This window comes from Pseudomonas sp. R15(2017) (genome assembly GCF_002112685.1).
Lineage (GTDB): Bacteria > Pseudomonadota > Gammaproteobacteria > Pseudomonadales > Pseudomonadaceae > Aquipseudomonas > Aquipseudomonas glycinae.
In genome coordinates this window covers 1-16328 of sequence record NZ_NEII01000019.1, presented here as the reverse complement: position 1 = coordinate 16328, position 16328 = coordinate 1, and the positions used below count along the sequence as shown (strand labels likewise).

At 60.4% G+C, this 16328-nt stretch carries 12 protein-coding genes and 1 pseudogene; 6 read left to right on the top strand and 7 right to left on the bottom strand.

What is annotated here, in order from left to right:
• Window positions 1-42 precede the first annotated feature (42 nt).
• Both macA and CAF77_RS27645 read left to right on the top strand, forming a co-directional pair.
• Window positions 43-1191: a macrolide transporter subunit MacA gene (macA, locus tag CAF77_RS27650; RefSeq protein WP_064382266.1), complete on the top strand. Its 1149-nt coding sequence runs from the start codon at window positions 43-45 to the stop codon at window positions 1189-1191.
• Between the two features lie 2 nt (window positions 1192-1193).
• Entirely contained in the window at window positions 1194-3149 is a 1956-nt protein-coding gene (locus tag CAF77_RS27645; protein WP_064382265.1) for a MacB family efflux pump subunit, read from the top strand.
• A 67-nt stretch (window positions 3150-3216) separates the two neighbouring features.
• On the opposite strand, the gene CAF77_RS27640 is transcribed toward CAF77_RS27645, so the two are convergent.
• The 5 genes from CAF77_RS27640 to glcD all read right to left on the bottom strand — a co-directional run bounded on the left by CAF77_RS27640 (window position 3217) and on the right by glcD (window position 10680).
• Window positions 3217-3987 carry a helix-turn-helix transcriptional regulator gene (locus CAF77_RS27640; protein ID WP_064382264.1) on the bottom strand — a complete coding sequence of 257 codons (771 nt, stop codon included), beginning with the start codon at window positions 3985-3987 and terminating at the stop codon, window positions 3217-3219.
• Window positions 3988-4171: 184 nt separating this feature from the next.
• The gene (locus tag CAF77_RS27635; RefSeq protein ID WP_064382263.1) at window positions 4172-6790 is read right to left on the bottom strand and encodes an EAL domain-containing protein; all 2619 of its coding nucleotides are present in this window, start codon (window positions 6788-6790) and stop codon (window positions 4172-4174) included.
• Window positions 6791-6895: 105 nt separating this feature from the next.
• Window positions 6896-8113 (bottom strand): glycolate oxidase subunit GlcF, encoded by a 1218-nt coding sequence (gene glcF / locus CAF77_RS27630; RefSeq protein ID WP_064382262.1) that lies wholly within the window; start codon window positions 8111-8113, stop codon window positions 6896-6898.
• Window positions 8114-8116: 3 nt separating this feature from the next.
• The gene (glcE, locus tag CAF77_RS27625; RefSeq protein ID WP_064382261.1) at window positions 8117-9181 is read right to left on the bottom strand and encodes a glycolate oxidase subunit GlcE; all 1065 of its coding nucleotides are present in this window, start codon (window positions 9179-9181) and stop codon (window positions 8117-8119) included.
• On the bottom strand, window positions 9181-10680 hold the full coding sequence (gene glcD, locus CAF77_RS27620) for a glycolate oxidase subunit GlcD (RefSeq protein WP_064382260.1): 1500 nt from the start codon (window positions 10678-10680) through the stop codon (window positions 9181-9183). The genes glcE and glcD overlap by 1 nt, the downstream gene beginning before the upstream one ends.
• 155 nt (window positions 10681-10835) lie before the next feature.
• Here glcD and CAF77_RS27615 point away from each other — a divergent pair.
• From CAF77_RS27615 to CAF77_RS27605, 3 genes and pseudogenes are all read left to right on the top strand, one after another.
• Window positions 10836-11478: pseudogene (locus CAF77_RS27615) on the top strand (LysE family translocator).
• 49 nt (window positions 11479-11527) lie between these two features.
• Window positions 11528-12655 carry a saccharopine dehydrogenase family protein gene (locus CAF77_RS27610; protein ID WP_085655741.1) on the top strand — a complete coding sequence of 376 codons (1128 nt, stop codon included), beginning with the start codon at window positions 11528-11530 and terminating at the stop codon, window positions 12653-12655.
• Between the two features lie 2 nt (window positions 12656-12657).
• Complete coding sequence (locus CAF77_RS27605; protein ID WP_085655740.1) at window positions 12658-13149, top strand: DUF2269 domain-containing protein; 492 nt, start codon at window positions 12658-12660, stop codon at window positions 13147-13149.
• Window positions 13150-13203: 54 nt separating this feature from the next.
• Here CAF77_RS27605 and yghU read toward each other — a convergent pair whose 3' ends face one another.
• Window positions 13204-14043 (bottom strand): glutathione-dependent disulfide-bond oxidoreductase, encoded by an 840-nt coding sequence (gene yghU, locus CAF77_RS27600; protein ID WP_085655739.1) that lies wholly within the window; start codon window positions 14041-14043, stop codon window positions 13204-13206.
• A gap of 170 nt (window positions 14044-14213) precedes the next feature.
• Complete coding sequence (locus CAF77_RS27595; protein WP_064382255.1) at window positions 14214-15059, bottom strand: AraC family transcriptional regulator; 846 nt, start codon at window positions 15057-15059, stop codon at window positions 14214-14216.
• A gap of 97 nt (window positions 15060-15156) precedes the next feature.
• Between CAF77_RS27595 and CAF77_RS27590 the strand changes: the two genes are divergently transcribed.
• Entirely contained in the window at window positions 15157-16113 is a 957-nt protein-coding gene (locus CAF77_RS27590) for a threonine dehydratase (RefSeq protein WP_064382254.1), read from the top strand.
• The last annotated feature ends 215 nt before the right edge of the window (window positions 16114-16328 follow it).

The window sequence follows — 16328 nt, the reverse complement described above, 5'->3', positions numbered from 1 at the left end:
GCCGCTGGCCGGGCTCAACCCTGAACGGAATTGTGGTCATTTATGGAACAGTCGAAGGTGCGCAAAGTCGGTCTGGGAATCGCGTTGACGCTGGTGGCCGGGTTGGTGTTCTACACGGTGCAGGCGCCGGCCGAAGCACCGCAATACCTGACCGCCACGGTCGAACGCGCTGACATTGAAAACGCAGTGCTGGCCACCGGTCTGCTGGAGGGCATCAAGCAAGTGGACGTCGGCGCCCAGGTTTCGGGGCAGTTGAAGTCGCTGAAGGTCAAGGTCGGCGACAAGGTCAAGAAGGGCCAGTGGCTGGCGGAAATCGACCCGTTGGTGCTGCAGAACACCCTGCGTCAGGCACAGGTCGATGAGGAAAACCTGCAAGCCCAGCGCCGGGCGACCCAGGCTCAGTTGCGCCAGACCAAGGCGATCTACGAGCGCTATCAGAACCTGCAGGAGGACGCCTCGATCTCGCGGCAGGATTTCGAAACCGCGCAGTCGAACTACGAAGTGCAGCAGGCCAACCTGATGTCGCTGGATGCGCAAATCAAAAGCGCGCACATCCAGATCGACACCGCCAAGGTCAATCTGGCCTACACGCGGATCGTCGCGCCCATCGACGGCGACGTGGTGGGCATCGTGACTCAGGAAGGCCAGACCGTGATCGCCAACCAGCTGGCGCCGATCCTGCTGAAACTGGCGGACCTGGACACCATGACCGTCAAGGCTCAAGTGTCGGAGGCCGACGTCATTCACATCACGCCGGGGCAGGAGGTGTACTTCACCATTCTCGGCGAGGACAAGCGTTATTACGGCAAGCTGCGCGGTACCGAGCCTGCGCCGCAGAACTTCCTGGAAACGCCGCCCGCCGGCACGCCGAAACAGAACACCGCGGTGTTCTATAACGCGCTGTTCGAGGTGCCGAATCCCGATCACCGTTTGCGTATTTCCATGACCGCTCAGGTGCGGGTGGTGCTCGACACCGCCAAGTCGGTGCTGACGATTCCGGTCGCCGCGCTGGGCCCACGCAACAGCGATGGCAGCTTCCCGGTGCGGGTGCTGGACGCCAAGGGCCAGGCGCAGTCGCGCAACGTGCAGACCGGGATCAACAACAACGTCAAGGTGCAGGTCAACGACGGCCTGGCCGAAGGCGACCGGGTGGTGATCGGTGATCCGGTGGCGAAAGTGGCAGGGGCATGAGCATGAACGAACCTCTGCTGCAACTGACCGGCATCAGCCGCAGCTTCACGGCTGGCGATCGCGAATTTCTCGCGCTGAAGAACATCAACCTGACGATCAATGCCGGGGAAATGGTCGCGATCATCGGTGCCTCGGGCTCCGGCAAATCGACCCTGATGAACATTCTCGGTTGCCTCGACTACGCCACGGCCGGAAGCTACAAGATCAACGGCCGGGAAACCCGGGATCTGGACAATCAGGCGCTGGCCGAACTGCGTCGCGACTATTTCGGCTTCATCTTCCAACGCTATCACTTGCTGCCGCACTTGAGCGCGATGCACAACGTCGAGATGCCGGCGATCTATGCCGGCACGCCGGAGCCACAACGGCATGCGCGGGCCCGTGAATTGTTGGCTCGGCTGGGCCTGGAAGGCCACCTGACCCATCGCCCAAGCCAACTCTCGGGCGGTCAGCAGCAGCGGGTGAGTATCGCCCGGGCCTTGATGAACGGCGGCGAAGTGATTCTCGCGGACGAGCCCACCGGCGCCCTCGATACCACCAGCGGCAAGGAGGTGATGCGGATTCTGCTGGAGCTGCACGCGGCCGGGCACACGGTGATTCTGGTGACTCACGACCCCAAGGTCGCGGCCAACGCCGAGCGCATCATTGAAGTCAGCGACGGCGAAATCCTCAGCGACCGCCGCAACGAGCGCGACAGCACGGCACTGACCAATGAGGGCGCGGTCCCCAAATCCACAGCAGCGCGGCGGCTGGTGGCCAGCCTCGGATTGTTCAAGGAAGCGTTCAACATGGCCTGGGTCGCGCTGATTTCCCATCGCATGCGCACACTGCTGACCATGCTCGGGATCGTCATCGGCATTACCTCGGTGGTGTCGATCTCGGCCATCGGCGAAGGGGCCAAGCGCTATGTGCTCAAGGACATTCAGGCCATCGGCAGCAACACCATCGATATCTATTCCGGCACCAGTTTCGGCGACAGTCGCTCGGCGGCCATCGAAACCCTGGTGCCGGCGGATGTGGCGGCGCTCAATCAGCTGTACTACGTCGACAGCGCCACGCCGGTGGTCGGGCGCAATCTCCTGCTGCGCTATCGCAATATCGACCTCGATGCGCAGGTCAACGGCGTCAGCGATCTGTACTTCCAGGTGCGCGGGATCAAGATGGAGTCGGGCATCCCGTTCAGCGAAAGCGATGCCCGGCGCCAGGCTCAGGTGGTGGTTATCGATCACAACACTCGCCAACGGTTATTTGGCGAGGGAGTCGATCCGCTGGGGCAGGTGATCCTGATCGGTAATTTGCCGTGCACCGTGATTGGCGTGGCGGCAGAGAACAAGAATATCTTCTCGTCGAGCAAATCCTTGAATGTCTGGGTGCCTTACGAAACCGCAGCCGGCCGGCTGTTGGGCCAGCGTTACCTGGACAGCATCAGCGTGCGGATCAAGGACGGCCAGCCGAGCAAGGTGGTGGAAGACAACGTCAACAAACTGATGCTGCAGCGCCACGGCACCAAGGACTTCTTCACCAACAACCTCGACAGCGTGATGCAGACGGTGCAGAAAACCAGCCGCTCGCTGGCGCTGTTGCTGTCGCTGATTGCGGTGATTTCGCTGGTGGTGGGCGGCATCGGGGTGATGAACATCATGCTGGTGTCGGTCACTGAACGTACCCGGGAAATCGGCATTCGCATGGCGGTGGGGGCGCGGCAGTCGGACATCCGTCAGCAGTTTCTGGTGGAGGCGGTGATGGTCTGTCTGCTGGGCGGGGCGATTGGAATTTCGTTGAGTTACGCCATCGGCCATTTGTTTTCGCTGTTCATCAAGGAATGGGAGATGGTGTTCTCGCTGGGCTCGGTGCTGACAGCGGTGTTCTGCTCGACGCTGATCGGCATCGTGTTCGGCTTCGTGCCGGCGCGCAATGCTTCGCGGCTCGACCCGATCGAGGCCTTGGCGCGGGACTGAGGGGCCGGACATGAAAAAAACCGTCGTCCCTGGCAGGACGGCGGTTTTTTTACAGGCGCGTGATCGATCAGGCCGCGTTGGAAGGATCGCAGGCGGCCGGGCAGTCCTCAGGTGAATACATCCAGCGCATCAGCGAATGGCGACCGCTGATCCCCAGTTTGATGGCGGCGCGCTTGAGGTAGCTCTCGACGGTGTTGACCTTCAGTTGCAATTGCTCGGCCAGTTCAGGCGCGGTGCGCCCGGCCAGCAGACCCACGCACACTTCCATCTCTCGGTTCGACAGGCTCAGGCCCAGTTGCTGCACGCGCTCGCAAAAACGCAAGCGCAGGGTCTCCAGGCCTTGAAGCGATGCTTCGGTCGCTGCGGCTTGCACTTCGGGATCCGCACTCGCCGGTTGCAGCGCGTGGATATGCTTTTCCACCATCGGCAGCAGCACCGGGGAGATGTCCTGCAACAGGCTGCGCTCTCGCGCGGAGAAGCGCTTCGACGGGCCGCAGCGGTACACGGAAATCACATAACGGTAACCGTCCTTGCGCCGGGTCAGGTGCAACTGCGACGCATCGGTGACCGTGGAGGGTTCGGGGGCGGGCACGTCACTGTTAGCGGGATCGGTGCTCAGTTCGGAATACACCGTCTCGGCCGTCAGTGCCGCCTCTTTGGGGCATTCAGGGTCGATGCGCGGTTGTGCACGCCCGACCGGCTCCACGCGCATCTGCCGGATGTGTGTGGCATCCACGGCCAGTTGGGTGAGGATCAGGTCGTGCAGCATCCGCGGAAAATGCCGGCTGCCAGTGCTGGCGATGACTTTGCCGATGTGAGGGAACAGGTGTGAGTTCATGTGTTTCATCCATGAGTAGCAATGGGGGAATTGCGCTTTCCCGAGTCTCCGGCGGATGTCCTTGGCCGGCGACCACAAATCGGGAAATTTGGATCCTATCCTAGTACAACGTTTGAGCGACGGATTAATGAAGGGGCTATTAGCTCATAACCCGAACATTCAATGGCCGGACAGGCGCCGGTCCTCATGAGCGCGCGGTGTTCGAGCGATGATTGACCGCTCCAGAGCGTTTTGAAGTTTGCAGGAAACGGGCAAAAGCCATTTTGTCGATGGGCCGGCTCATGAAATAACCCTGCACTTCGTTGCATTGATCCTTGCCGAGAATGGCCAGTTGCTCTTCGGTCTCGACGCCTTCGGCCGTGACATTCAGGCCCATCGCCTTGCCCAGACCGATGATCGCTTGCACCACCGCACGATCATTGCTGCCAGTGCTGATCGAAGCAATGAAACGCTTGTCGATCTTGATGCCGTCGAACGGATAGGCGCGCAGGTAGCCCAGCGAGGAGTAGCCGGTGCCGAAGTCATCCATGTTCAACCTCACGCCCAGCTCTTTCAGCGCGTTCATGGTTGTCAATGCACCGTCGGTGTCGTTGAGCATGACGTTTTCAGTGATCTCCAGTTCCAGACGACTGCCCGGAAAGCGGGTTTCGACCAGTACCTCGCGCACATCCTGGACGACATCGCTCAGTGCAAACTGGGCAGGGGAGAGGTTCACCGACAGGAGGATTTCTGCAGGCCAGGTCAGGGCGGTCTGGCAGGCTTCGCGCAATACCCAGCGACCGAGGGGGACGATCAGGTCCGTCTGCTCCGCCAGCGGAATGAACAGATCGGGACCGAGCAGCCCTTTCGTCGGATGCTGCCAGCGCACCAGGGCTTCAACCGAAACAATTTCCTTGCCGTCCACCTTGTAGCGGGGCTGGTAGTGCAGCACCAGTTCGTTGTCTTTCAGCGCTTTGCGCAAGTCGTCTTCCATTTGTCGACGCGTCTGAATCTGGTCGCTCATGTGCGCTTCGAAATAGCACCAGGTGTTCTTGCCCTCCGACTTGGCCTGATAGAGCGCGATGTCGGCGCAGCGAATCAGCTCTGCGGCTTCGAAGCCGTGGCGCCGGCTCAGGGTGATGCCGATGCTGGCACCGATGTGCAACGGATGATGCTCGAACATCACCGGCTCATGCAGGCTGCCGATCAGACGTGTGCAGAACCGGTCGATTTCCTGATGCGAGTCCATGCCACTGAGTACGACGACGAATTCGTCGCCGCCCAGCCGCGCAACAATGTCGTGATCACGCGTGCATTCGCGCAGGCGCCTGGCGACTTCCTGCAGGACCGCATCACCGGCCGGATGCCCCAGTGAGTCATTGATCGGCTTGAAGTTGTCCAGATCGATCATCAGCAGTGACAGGGGTGCGGCATGCTCTTTGAGTTGCAGGGCCTCTTCCAGATAGCGCGCCAGTTTGTTGCGATTGGGCAGCCCCGTCAGTGCGTCGTGCATGGACAGGTGCTGGATCTGTGCATGGGCCGCCACTTCATCGGTAATGTCGCTGGCGGTGCCGCGATACCCGACGATGGAATGGCTTTCGACGATCGGCCGGGCGGACAGCCGGCAATAGCGTTGCTGTCCTGTTTCATCGCGGTAGGTACAGCGCAGGTCACTGGCGTTGACCTCTTCGTTCAGTTTCTTGAGCCATAGCTCCAGCGGCGTGGTATCGCAGGACAGTAACTGCATGATGTCCTGTCCCAGCCACTGTTCACGTGGGTAGCCGGTCACAGTACTGAAGCGCGCCGAGAGATAGGTGAGAGACAGGTGCCGGTCGATTTCCCAGATCCAGTCCGAAGCCGCTTCAGCCACGGCGCGAAAACGTTCTTCACTGGCCTCAAGTGCCTGATTGGCCGCTTGCATTGCGCGGTGTGAGGTCTGCATCGCTTCGAAGCTGTTGTCCACGTACTGCGACGAGCGCAAGGCATGCCGGAAAAAGTAGCCGGTCAACAGCATGAGGATGAGCAAAATGCTGCCAAGCGTCGGCAGCAATGACCACAGCAACTGTTGCCCCGGACGCTCGAGGTCTGCGACCAGACTGTAACCGGTACTGTCCAGCGGCACTCGGGGCTGGCCCGCTTCGATGGTTTCGTCCGGGGCCAGGGTCAGGTTGTTCAGGCCGAAGCCGCTGCCGATCTTCCGCAGTTTGGCAGGCGTCAGCTTGTCGACGAATACCAGCACGGAGGTGTTACGGGGTTCTTCGGTGGGGCGCTCGTCATTGGGAATGATGGCCGCCGCCGTCACCAGCGCCGGCCAGTCTTCAAACAACGAATAGGTACTGACGGGCTTGGTGAGGTCGCTCTGCAGCTGTACCTGGTCGACCAGTGCAGTGGCCGACGCCTTGAGAAAACCGGAAATGTTTGCTTCGACCAATTGGCCGCGCACCACCGCATATTTGGTCTGTTCCCGGTTCAGGACAAATACGCCGTCATAGCCATCGCTGGTGAACAGGGTTTTGCCGAGGTTTTGTTCAACGTAGGCCCAGTTCGTGTCGACCTGAGCGCTCAGGTGCTCATAGGCCGTTGTCCAGTAGGCGTAACTGGTGATGTAGTTTTTTGAAGCCAGGATGCGGTTTTCCAGGGCTCGGGTCGAATAGAACAGGTTGTCGTTCACATCGTCGTCATCGAGCCGCGTCGCAATACTGAACAGGGCACCGACGGCGGTGATGACACCGGCTATGAACAGCACGCCTACGGCAAAGGCCAGGCGTCGGGTGGCGTTACGTTGAGGCGAGGGGAGCGGGGCCGCATGAGTGGAAAAGTCCATTCGCTCATCCTTGATCCGTGATTACGGCATCTAGAACACTTGGATCGACGCAATGTTCAGTCTTGTCTGCGCCACCGTTTGAAGGGTAGCAGGCACTTCGGACTTTCATCGACAATGCGCGTCCACCAACTCGATCCAGTGCCTGACGGGCGTGCGGCCGGCGCCGTCGAGGTGGATCTGGCAGCCGATGTTGGCGGTGGCGATGATCTCGGGATGACCACTCTCCAGCGCATCGAGTTTGTTGTCGCGCAGTGACCTGGCCAGCGCCGGTTGGGTGATCGAGTAAGTACCCGCCGAGCCGCAGCACAGATGAGCGTCGGGGACGGCAGTCAGGTCGAAGCCCAGGCGGGTCAGCACCGACTCCACCGCACCGCCGAGTTTCTGTGCATGTTGCAAAGTGCACGGGCAATGGAAAGCTACACGTTGATTGGCGCGGATGCCGAAGGACTCGAGCGGCTCCTCGCGCAGCACCTCAACCAGGTCTTTTGCCAGCGCGCTGACGGCTTTGGCCTTTTCGGCATAAGCCGGATCGGCGCGAAGCAAGTGCCCGTAATCCTTGATGAACGCACCGCAACCGCTGGCAGTCTGTACGATCGCCTCGGCGCCCTGTGCGATGGCCGGCCACCACGCATCAATGTTGTGGCGCGCGCGCTCAAGACCGCTGGCCTGGGCGTCGAGGTGATAATCCACCGCGCCGCAACAACCCGCCTCGCGGGCAGGAATCACGCTGATGCCCAGACGATCCAGCACTCGGGCTGCTGCGGCATTGGTATTGGATGACAAGCCTGGCTGCACGCAACCCTCGAGCATCAGCACTTGTCGCGCATGACGGATGGCGGGACGTGGGGCAGGCAGCACCACGTTGCGTGGCAGTTTGTCTTGCAGGGAATGGGGCAGTAGCGCCCGGAACATCCGGCCGGCTTTGATCAGCCCTTTGAACATCTGTGGATTGGGCACGACGCGTCGAAGACCTTCACGCAACAGACGCTGCCCGAGCGGCCGCGCAACGGCGTCGTCGACCACCGCCCGGCCGATGTCGAGCAGGTTGTGATAGTCCACGCCGGAAGGGCAGGTGGTTTCACAGTTGCGACACGACAGGCAGCGATCCAGATGCTGCTGGGTTTTGGCCGTGACTTCGTTGCCTTCGAGCACTTGCTTGATCAAGTAGATGCGCCCGCGCGGGCCGTCCAGCTCATCGCCGAGCAATTGGTAGGTCGGGCAGGTCGCATTGCAGAACCCGCAATGCACGCACGTGCGCAGGATGCTTTCGGCCTCTTCGGCACGGGGCAGTTGTCGGGCTTGCGGGCTGAGGTTGGTCTGCATGGCTCAAAGCTCCGCGTACAGACGCCCGGGGTTGAAAATGCCCCGGGGGTCGAGTTGTCGTTTGAGTTGGCGGTGATAGTGCAGCAGGGCGGGTGCCAGAGGATGGAACGGTTCATCGATCAGGCCGTGGCTGTAGCAGGTCGCGTGGCCGCCGACGTGGCCGACCACTTTGCGAATGTTCGCCGCTTCTGCCGTGGATTTGAGCCAGCGTTGCGCACCGGCCCAGTCAAGCCACTGCTCGCCGGGCAGGTTCAGCGGCGGGGTGTTGAGCGGCACGGACAGGCGCCAGAGCGGTTGGTCTTGATCAAAGAAGCCCAGACGCTGTTCGTTGAGATCGGCCCAGAACGAACTGTCGATCAGCTCGCCGCCAAGTCGATCATGGGCGGCCGCCACTGAGCCTTCGCCGCCCTCCAGACGCAAGTGCAGTTGCCGGCCATCGTGACAGGCAGCGCTGATCGGCAACGGCTGCTGGCCCCATTCGGCCAGACGCAGCAACGCCTGTTCGCCGGACATCTCCAGACTGAGGCTCAGGCACGCTCGCGGTTTGGGCAGCACCTTTAACGAGACTTCGGTGATCACCCCAAGCGATCCGTAACTGCCGGCCATCAGGCGCGACAGGTCATAACCGGCAACGTTCTTCATGACTTCGCCACCAAAGCGCAGGTGTTTGCCGTGACCGGTGATGATCCGTGTGCCGAGCACAAAGTCGCGCACCGATCCCGACCACGGGCGACGCGGGCCTGACAACCCGCTGGCGATCATGCCGCCCACGGTGGCGTCGTCGGCGAATGCCGGCGGTTCGCAGGCCAGCATCTGTTGCGAGGCGTCCAGCATCGTCAGCAATTCTGCCAACGGAGTGCCGCAGCGCGCGGTAATCACCAGTTCGGTCGGGTCGTAGCGGACGATGCCGCAGTGAGCGCGGGTGTCGAGAATTTCACCGCCGACGATGCGTCCCAGAAAAGCCTTGCTGTTGGCGCCCTGAATGCGCAGCGGCGTGGCATTTTCCAGCGCTAGCTTGACCTGTTCGAGCAGATTGGCGCTGTCATCGAAATCCTTTGTATCGCCCATCAGAACCGCTCCAGTTCGGGGAAGGGCAACTGCCCGTGGTGTACGTGCAGGGCGCCGAATTCGGCACAGCGGTGCAGGGTCGGAATGTTTTTGCCGGGATTGAGCAAGCCACTCGGATCGAACGCCGCTTTCACGGCGTGAAACAGGGTCAGTTCGTCACCGTTGAACTGCGCGCACATCTGGTTGATTTTTTCCCGGCCCACACCGTGTTCGCCAGTGATGCTGCCGCCGACCTTCACGCACAGTTCGAGGATCTTGCCACCCAGCGCTTCGGCACGTTCCAGCTCGCCGGGCTGGTTGGCGTCGAACAGAATCAGTGGGTGCATGTTGCCGTCGCCAGCGTGGAATACATTGGCGACCCGCAAGCCATATTCGGCTGAAAGCTGCGCAATTGCGTGCAGTACACCGGGCAATTCGCGGCGCGGAATTGTGCCGTCCATGCAGTAATAGTCCGGCGACAACCGGCCCACGGCGGGGAACGCATTCTTGCGTCCGGCCCAGAATCGCACGCGTTCGGCTTCGTCCCGGGCCTGGCGCAGTTCGGTGGCGCCGGCGTGTTCAAGTACTTGCCGGACCCGCGTGCAATCATCGTGGACATCGGCTTCAACGCCATCGAGTTCGCAAAGCAGAATCGCCTCGGCGTCCACCGGATAACCGGCGTGGATGAAGTCTTCGGCCGCGCGAATCGCCAGGTTATCCATCATTTCCAGGCCGCCGGGGATGATGCCGGCCGCGATGATGTCGGCCACTGCGCGGCCGGCCTTTTCCACGGAGTCGAATGCCGCCAGCAGCACTTTGGCCGTCTGCGGTTTGGGCAAGAGCTTGACCGTGACTTCGGTAATCACCCCGAGCAGGCCTTCGGAGCCGGTGAACAGTGCCAGCAGGTCGAAACCGGGGGAATCCAGCGCGTCCGATCCCAATGTCAGGCGTTCGCCATCGACGCTGAGGATCTCGACCTTGAGCAGGTTGTGCACAGTCAGTCCGTACTTGAGGCAGTGCACGCCACCGGCGTTTTCCGCCACATTGCCGCCGATGGAGCAGGCGATTTGCGAGGAAGGATCAGGCGCGTAATACAACCCGAACGGCGCCGCGGCCTGGGAGATCGCCAGATTGCGCACACCGGGTTGAACCCGTGCAGTACGCGCCGCGGGATCGATGTGCAGGATGTTATTGAAACGCGCCATCACCAGCAGCACACCTTTTTCCAGCGGTAGAGCGCCGCCGGACAATCCGGTCCCGGCGCCCCGGGCCACCACCGGCACACGTCGTTCGTGGCAGATTCGCAACACGCCCTGAACTTCATCGATATGTCGTGGCAGTACCACCAGCAGCGGCGTGGTGCGATAGGCGGACAGCCCATCGCATTCATACGGCTTCAATTCTTCGCGCTGATGCAACACTTCCAGGTCTGGCCATTGGTGCAGCAGGGCCTGCAGAAGTGCAGTCTTGTCGACGTCGGGCAAAACGCCGTCGACCTGTTCGTCGTAGAGAATGTTCATGATCGCTGGACGACCCTCCGTTGTCGTTATTCGAGGTCGGTGCCGGTTTCCATCATTGGGCTGCTGACACCGAGAAGTAAAGCGTAGCGGCCGGAGGTCCGTTGGCTCCCGCGCTCCTGTAATATGCCGCCACCTCACCCCAACGAGCATGGAAAATGGATTCTCACTCGATTCTGGCCTTTACCCTGGTTGCCGCGATTGCGATCGCCAGCCCGGGGCCCGCGACCCTGATGGCGATCAACAACAGCCTGGCCCATGGTCAACGCAGTGCAATCTGGTCATCCCTCGGCAATGCCAGTGGCCTGTTCTGCCTCTCGGCTGCCGCGATGCTGGGACTTGGGGCCTTGCTGGCCAGCTCCGAAATGCTGTTCAACGCGGTGAAAATCATCGGTGCCGGTTATCTGTTCTACCTCGGGATCCGGCAGTTGTTCAAAAAAGGTTCGATGCTCCCGGAGCACGTTGAAGATGAGTCGAAAAAGGTCCGGCCTACTCGCAGCAAACTGTACAAGTCAGCGTTCCTGACGGCCGTGACCAATCCCAAGGCAACAATGTTCTTCACCGCACTGTTTCCTCAGTTCATCAATCAGGGCGCGACATTGCTGCCGCAGTTTCTGATCCTCACCTCGATTTTCATGGCGTTGTCGGTGACGTCGCTGACGCTTTATGCAGCGCTCGCCTCGCGGGCCAAGGGCGTGCTGACCCGGCCTGCGCTGTCCCGCTGGGTCAGTCGGGTGGTGGGAACTACGTTTATCGGTTTTTGGGGCTGCGATTCTGACGATGCGTCGGCAGGCCGCGTAAGTAAAAGCTGTCCGACTGAAATCAGTCATCCATTTCAAGGAAGCATTGCGTGGCACTCAGGGTTTTAGTGGTCGGCGGTTATGGAAATTTCGGCAGCATTGTCAGTCGGCATTTGATTGAGATGCCTGACATCGAGTTGGTGATCTCAGGCCGCGACCCGCAGAAATTGGCGCACAAAGTCGACGAGCTGAAAGCCCGGTCGGGCGTTGTCTGCGAGAGTTGGTGCGGCAACGCGATGGGGGACGGGTTTGACGCAGCTCTGAAATCGATGAACATTCAACTGGTCATCCACACCGGCGGCCCGTTTCAAGGGCAATCCTATGCGGTTGCCGAGCGCTGCATCGGCGCGGGTGTGCATTATTGCGACTTGTCCGACTGCCGAACTTTCGTCAACGACATCGGAATCCTCGATGCCCGCGCGAAACAGGCCGGCGTGGCGATTCTCAGCGGTTGCAGTTCGGTGCCGACACTTTCATCGGCCCTTATCGATGAACAGCGGCATCGCTTCTCCCGCATCGATTCGATCAAGCATGGTATTTCCTCGTCGGCGAAAATGCCGGGCCTGTCGACGGTTGAAGGTGTTCTGGCCTACGCCGGCAAGCCGATCAGGCAACTCAGGAATGGCCAGGTTCATGAGGTGGCAGGCTGGCTGGACCTGACGTTGCGCAAGATGCCTCACCTGGGCGTTCGGGTGATGGCGAACGTCGACGTGCCGGACATGGATATCTTCGCTAAACGCTATGGCGCACAAACCTTGAGTTTCAAAGCGGGTGCGGGCCTGAAGCTGGGTGGTGTGGCCAACGGTCTGTTCGCGCTGGCCCGCAGGTTTGGTGCGTTTCGTGATCATCTTCCCTGGGCCGCGCGGCTTCATCGTTGGGGGACCTGGTTCGAGCGATTCGGTGATGGCAAAAGCGCAATGTATATCGACGTGACAGGACTCGGTATCGACGGAAAACCGCTGGCCATGACGGTGCAGCTCACCGCCCGGAATGACAAGGGACCGGAAATCCCCAGCTGCGCAGCCGTTGCCCTGGCCGCGAAAATCGCGCAGGGATACCAGCCCGAGGCTGGCGCACGTCCTTGTGTAGGAGAGGTCAGCGTTGACGAGTACATGGCGGCCATCAACGATCCGCAGAATCTGAGCCTGTCGATGCATTTCTCTGACGGGCAGAACTGACCGTGCTCTACCTATGCCTCAAATACATTCACATCATCGCCGCGGTTTTCCTGTTCGGATTCGGCATGGGGTCGTACCTCTACCTGATCGCCGCGAGCCGTACAGCCAACCCTCTGGTGATCGCGCACGTGGCGAGAATGGTCGTACGGTTCGACGCCTGGATCACCACACCGGCGGGCTTTATTCAGGTCGCTACGGGATACGGGTTGACCAGGCTTGCCGGAATGACCTTGACCACGGAGTGGGTACTGACGTCCTTGATCATTTTCCTGTGCGTCGGCTCGCTCTGGTTGCCGGTTTTGGTGCTTCAGAAGCGTTTGTACGTGATGGCTTCAAGCGCAGTCGAGACTGGGGCAGGGCTCGCTGATGACTACCGCTGCGTGTATCGAAAGTGGTTCTGGATGGGTGTTGCCGGTTTTCTGGGGATGTTTGTGATCGTGCTGCTGATGGTGACGAAGATGACGCCGGGGCAGTGGGCCGACCTGTTGGTGTAGCGAACGCAACGCCCGATACACCCGCACCGGACGTCGCGTCGTATCAGGCAAAGCTCAATCCAGATCGCTCGCCTGATGCCGCTCCGGAACCTGGCTCGCTTCATCGCCCCACGTCCGGTTGACGCGCTGGCCACGAATCACCGCAGGCCGTTCGGCAATCTCTTGCGCCCAGCGCTGCACATGGGTGTATTCATGGGCGGAAAGAAACTCGGCGGCAGAATAGACATTGTTGCGCACCAATTGCCCGTACCAAGGCCAGACCGCGATGTCGGCGATGGTGTAGTCGTTGCCGGCAAGGTAAGGGCTTTCGCTCAGTCGGCGATCGAGCACGTCCAGCTGCCGCTTGGTTTCCATGGTGAATCGATTGATCGGGTATTCGAGTTTCTCCGGCGCATACGCATAAAAATGTCCGAAGCCACCGCCGAGGTAGGGCGCTGAGCCCATCTGCCAGAACAGCCAGTTCAGGGTTTCGGTGCGTCCCGCCAGGTCGGTAGGCAGGAAGGCGCCAAATTTTTCCGCCAGATAAAGCAGGATCGAGCCGGATTCGAAGACGCGAATGGCCGGTTCTGCGCTGCGATCCAGCAACGCCGGAATTTTCGAATTGGGGTTGATCTCGACAAAGCCGCTGGAGAACTGATCGCCCTCGTTGATGCGGATCAGCCAGGCGTCATACTCGGCGCCGGTGTGTCCGAGCGCCAGCAGCTCCTCAAGCAGGATAGTCACCTTCACGCCGTTGGGTGTGGCCAGCGAGTAGAGCTGCAGCGGGTGTTTGCCAATTGGCAATGTTTTTTCATGCGTCGGCCCGGCAATCGGACGATTGATGCTGGCGAACTGGCCGCCGGACGGAGCGATGTGTTTCCAGACCTTGGGTGGAGCGTAGGGCGCCTTGCTCATGAAACGGACCTCATCGGTTGTATGCTGGATGACGTGAGCCGGGCAGGGAGCGTGCCGGGCTCTTGTCGAACAGGACACCATAGAAGGGCGTTTGAATGCCACTGGTTGTTCGCTGAAATGGTTTGGGTAAAAAACGAGCCCGGCATGTGCCGGGCTTCTGGCCGCTTCTTCTATATAGAAGAATGTTGTGTGTCGGTAGCAGAGCTATGGCGCGAATCTGTGCGCAATTGCGCCGGACTCACGCCAAGGCGCTGTTTGAAGGCTGTGGTCATATGCGCCTGTGAGTTGAAGCCGCAAGCGAGAGCTATCTGCGAGAGGCTGGCCGTTGTATCGCGCATCGACGCTCGGGCTTTGGCCAGCCGCCTGTCGATCAGGTAACTGTGAGGGCTTTTGCCGGTCGCCTGCTTGAAGGCGCGCATGAAATAGCCCTCTGACAAGTCCAGCAATTGCGCCATTTCCGGGACGCTGAGCGGGCTGCCGAGGCCGGCGTCGATGAACTCGTCCAGCAGGCGCATTCGGCTGCCGGTGATCGAGCCTTGATGCATTGCGGCCTCATGGCCCTCAACCCGTTCAGCCAGGTTGAGCGCCCAGCTTTCCCAGTCATCATCCAGAGAGGCTTGCAGCAGCGCATTGCGCATTCGCGACGCGAGGTGAATAGCCTGCGGGTCGATGCGATTGTTGAACGCACTGTCTCCCGCCAGTGCCGTGCCGTCTGTGCGTATCACTCGCAGGTACTCGCCGCCCATGGGTGACTCGGACAACACGTCACATCCAGCCGGAACAAACGCCAGGCCATTGGGCATCGCATCGAAGGGGCGTATCCGGTCAGTACCAATGGCGTGCACGCCGCGCTGGCTGTCGAAGGCAAAGCCGATCGCGGACTGGGTCGCCACGTATCGCACCGAGTAGGCAGCGCCGGGCAGCAGCTCGATCGCCCACGGACCGGCTTCGACACGACGTATCGGCTCATCAATGACTATGGAATGGCGACGGTTTCGCTGGCTCATGAACACCATAGTAGTGAAGGGAGCGCACAAAAGTCAGGTCGGTTTTTTGAAAGCCGACGTCATGCGTCCGTGCCTAGACTGAGCCAAAACTCAAGGAGCTACCTATATGCACGCATTGACTCGCGATGATATTGAAAATGCTGCCCGTCAGGTTTATCAGGTGATGCCGGCCACCGCCCAGTACCGTTGGCCGTTACTGGCCGAGCGGTTGGGCTGCACCGTTTGGGTCAAGCATGAAAACCATACGCCCACCGGCGCCTTCAAGGTGCGCGGCGGTATTACCTTTATGCACTGGCTGCGTCGTGAACATCCGGCTGTCAAAGGCATTGTCTCTGCGACGCGTGGCAATCACGGTCAGAGTCTGGCGCTGGCGGCGCGGGCGGCGGGGCTGAAAGCGTTGATTGTGGTGCCGCGGGGCAATTCGCTGGAAAAGAACAACGCCATGCGTGGCTTTGGTGGTGAAGTGGTCGAGTGCGGGCGCGATTTTGACGAGGCTCGTGAGGAGGCGGCGCGCCTGGCGCAGGAGCATGACCTTTTCCTGGTGCCGCCGTTTCACGTTGAACTGGTAAAGGGGGTGGCAACGTATGCGCTGGAGTTGTTCGGTGCTGCGCCGGATCTGGATACGGTTTACGTGCCCATCGGTTGCGGATCGGGGATCTGTGGTGTGATCGCCGCTCGCGACGCGCTAGGACTGAATACCGAGGTGGTGGGGGTGGTGTCGACAGAGGCCGCGGCTGCCAAGTTGTCGTTTGAAGCGAACGTGATCTGCGAAACCCCGTCGGCGAACACCTTTGCCGATGGCCTGGCCGTGCGCAAGCCGATTGCGCAGGCGTTCGACATCTATAAGGAAGGGGCGACGAGGATCGTCTCGGTCAGCGAAGGCGAGATCGCCCAAGCCATGCGTGTCTATTACACCGATACCCACAACCTCGCAGAAGGCGCGGGTGCCTCAGCGTTGGCCGCATTGATGCAGGAACGTGGAAAAATGCAGGGGAAACAGGTCGGCGTGATTCTGTCCGGGGGAAATATTGACCAGTCGGTGTATGCCACGGTGATTGGTTGATTGTCGGTGAAAAGAATTTTCAAACGGGGGTTGACCACGAATTTCAATCCGGTATTATTCGCCTCCCGTTAGCGAGCAACGTTATGTTGCTTCTGACGCAAGTGATTGAATTTAAATGAAAATAATCACTTGACAGCAAATGAGGCTGCTGTAGAATGCGCGCCTCGGTTGAGACGAAAGATCTTAACCAACCGCTCTTTAACAACTGAATCAAG

What these genes read in the sequence shown, in the direction of transcription:
- macA (WP_064382266.1), top strand. Translation starts at nt 43, where the DNA reads ATGGAACAGTCGAAGGTGCGCAAAGTCGGTCTGGGAATCGCGTTGACG.
- CAF77_RS27645 (WP_064382265.1), top strand. Translation starts at nt 1,194, where the DNA reads ATGAACGAACCTCTGCTGCAACTGACCGGCATCAGCCGCAGCTTCACG.
- CAF77_RS27640 (WP_064382264.1), bottom strand. Translation starts at nt 3,987, where the DNA reads ATGAACTCACACCTGTTCCCTCACATCGGCAAAGTCATCGCCAGCACT.
- CAF77_RS27635 (WP_064382263.1), bottom strand. Translation starts at nt 6,790, where the DNA reads ATGGACTTTTCCACTCATGCGGCCCCGCTCCCCTCGCCTCAACGTAAC.
- glcF (WP_064382262.1), bottom strand. Translation starts at nt 8,113, where the DNA reads ATGCAGACCAACCTCAGCCCGCAAGCCCGACAACTGCCCCGTGCCGAA.
- glcE (WP_064382261.1), bottom strand. Translation starts at nt 9,181, where the DNA reads ATGGGCGATACAAAGGATTTCGATGACAGCGCCAATCTGCTCGAACAG.
- glcD (WP_064382260.1), bottom strand. Translation starts at nt 10,680, where the DNA reads ATGAACATTCTCTACGACGAACAGGTCGACGGCGTTTTGCCCGACGTC.
- yghU (WP_085655739.1), bottom strand. Translation starts at nt 14,043, where the DNA reads ATGAGCAAGGCGCCCTACGCTCCACCCAAGGTCTGGAAACACATCGCT.
- CAF77_RS27595 (WP_064382255.1), bottom strand. Translation starts at nt 15,059, where the DNA reads ATGGTGTTCATGAGCCAGCGAAACCGTCGCCATTCCATAGTCATTGAT.
- CAF77_RS27590 (WP_064382254.1), top strand. Translation starts at nt 15,157, where the DNA reads ATGCACGCATTGACTCGCGATGATATTGAAAATGCTGCCCGTCAGGTT.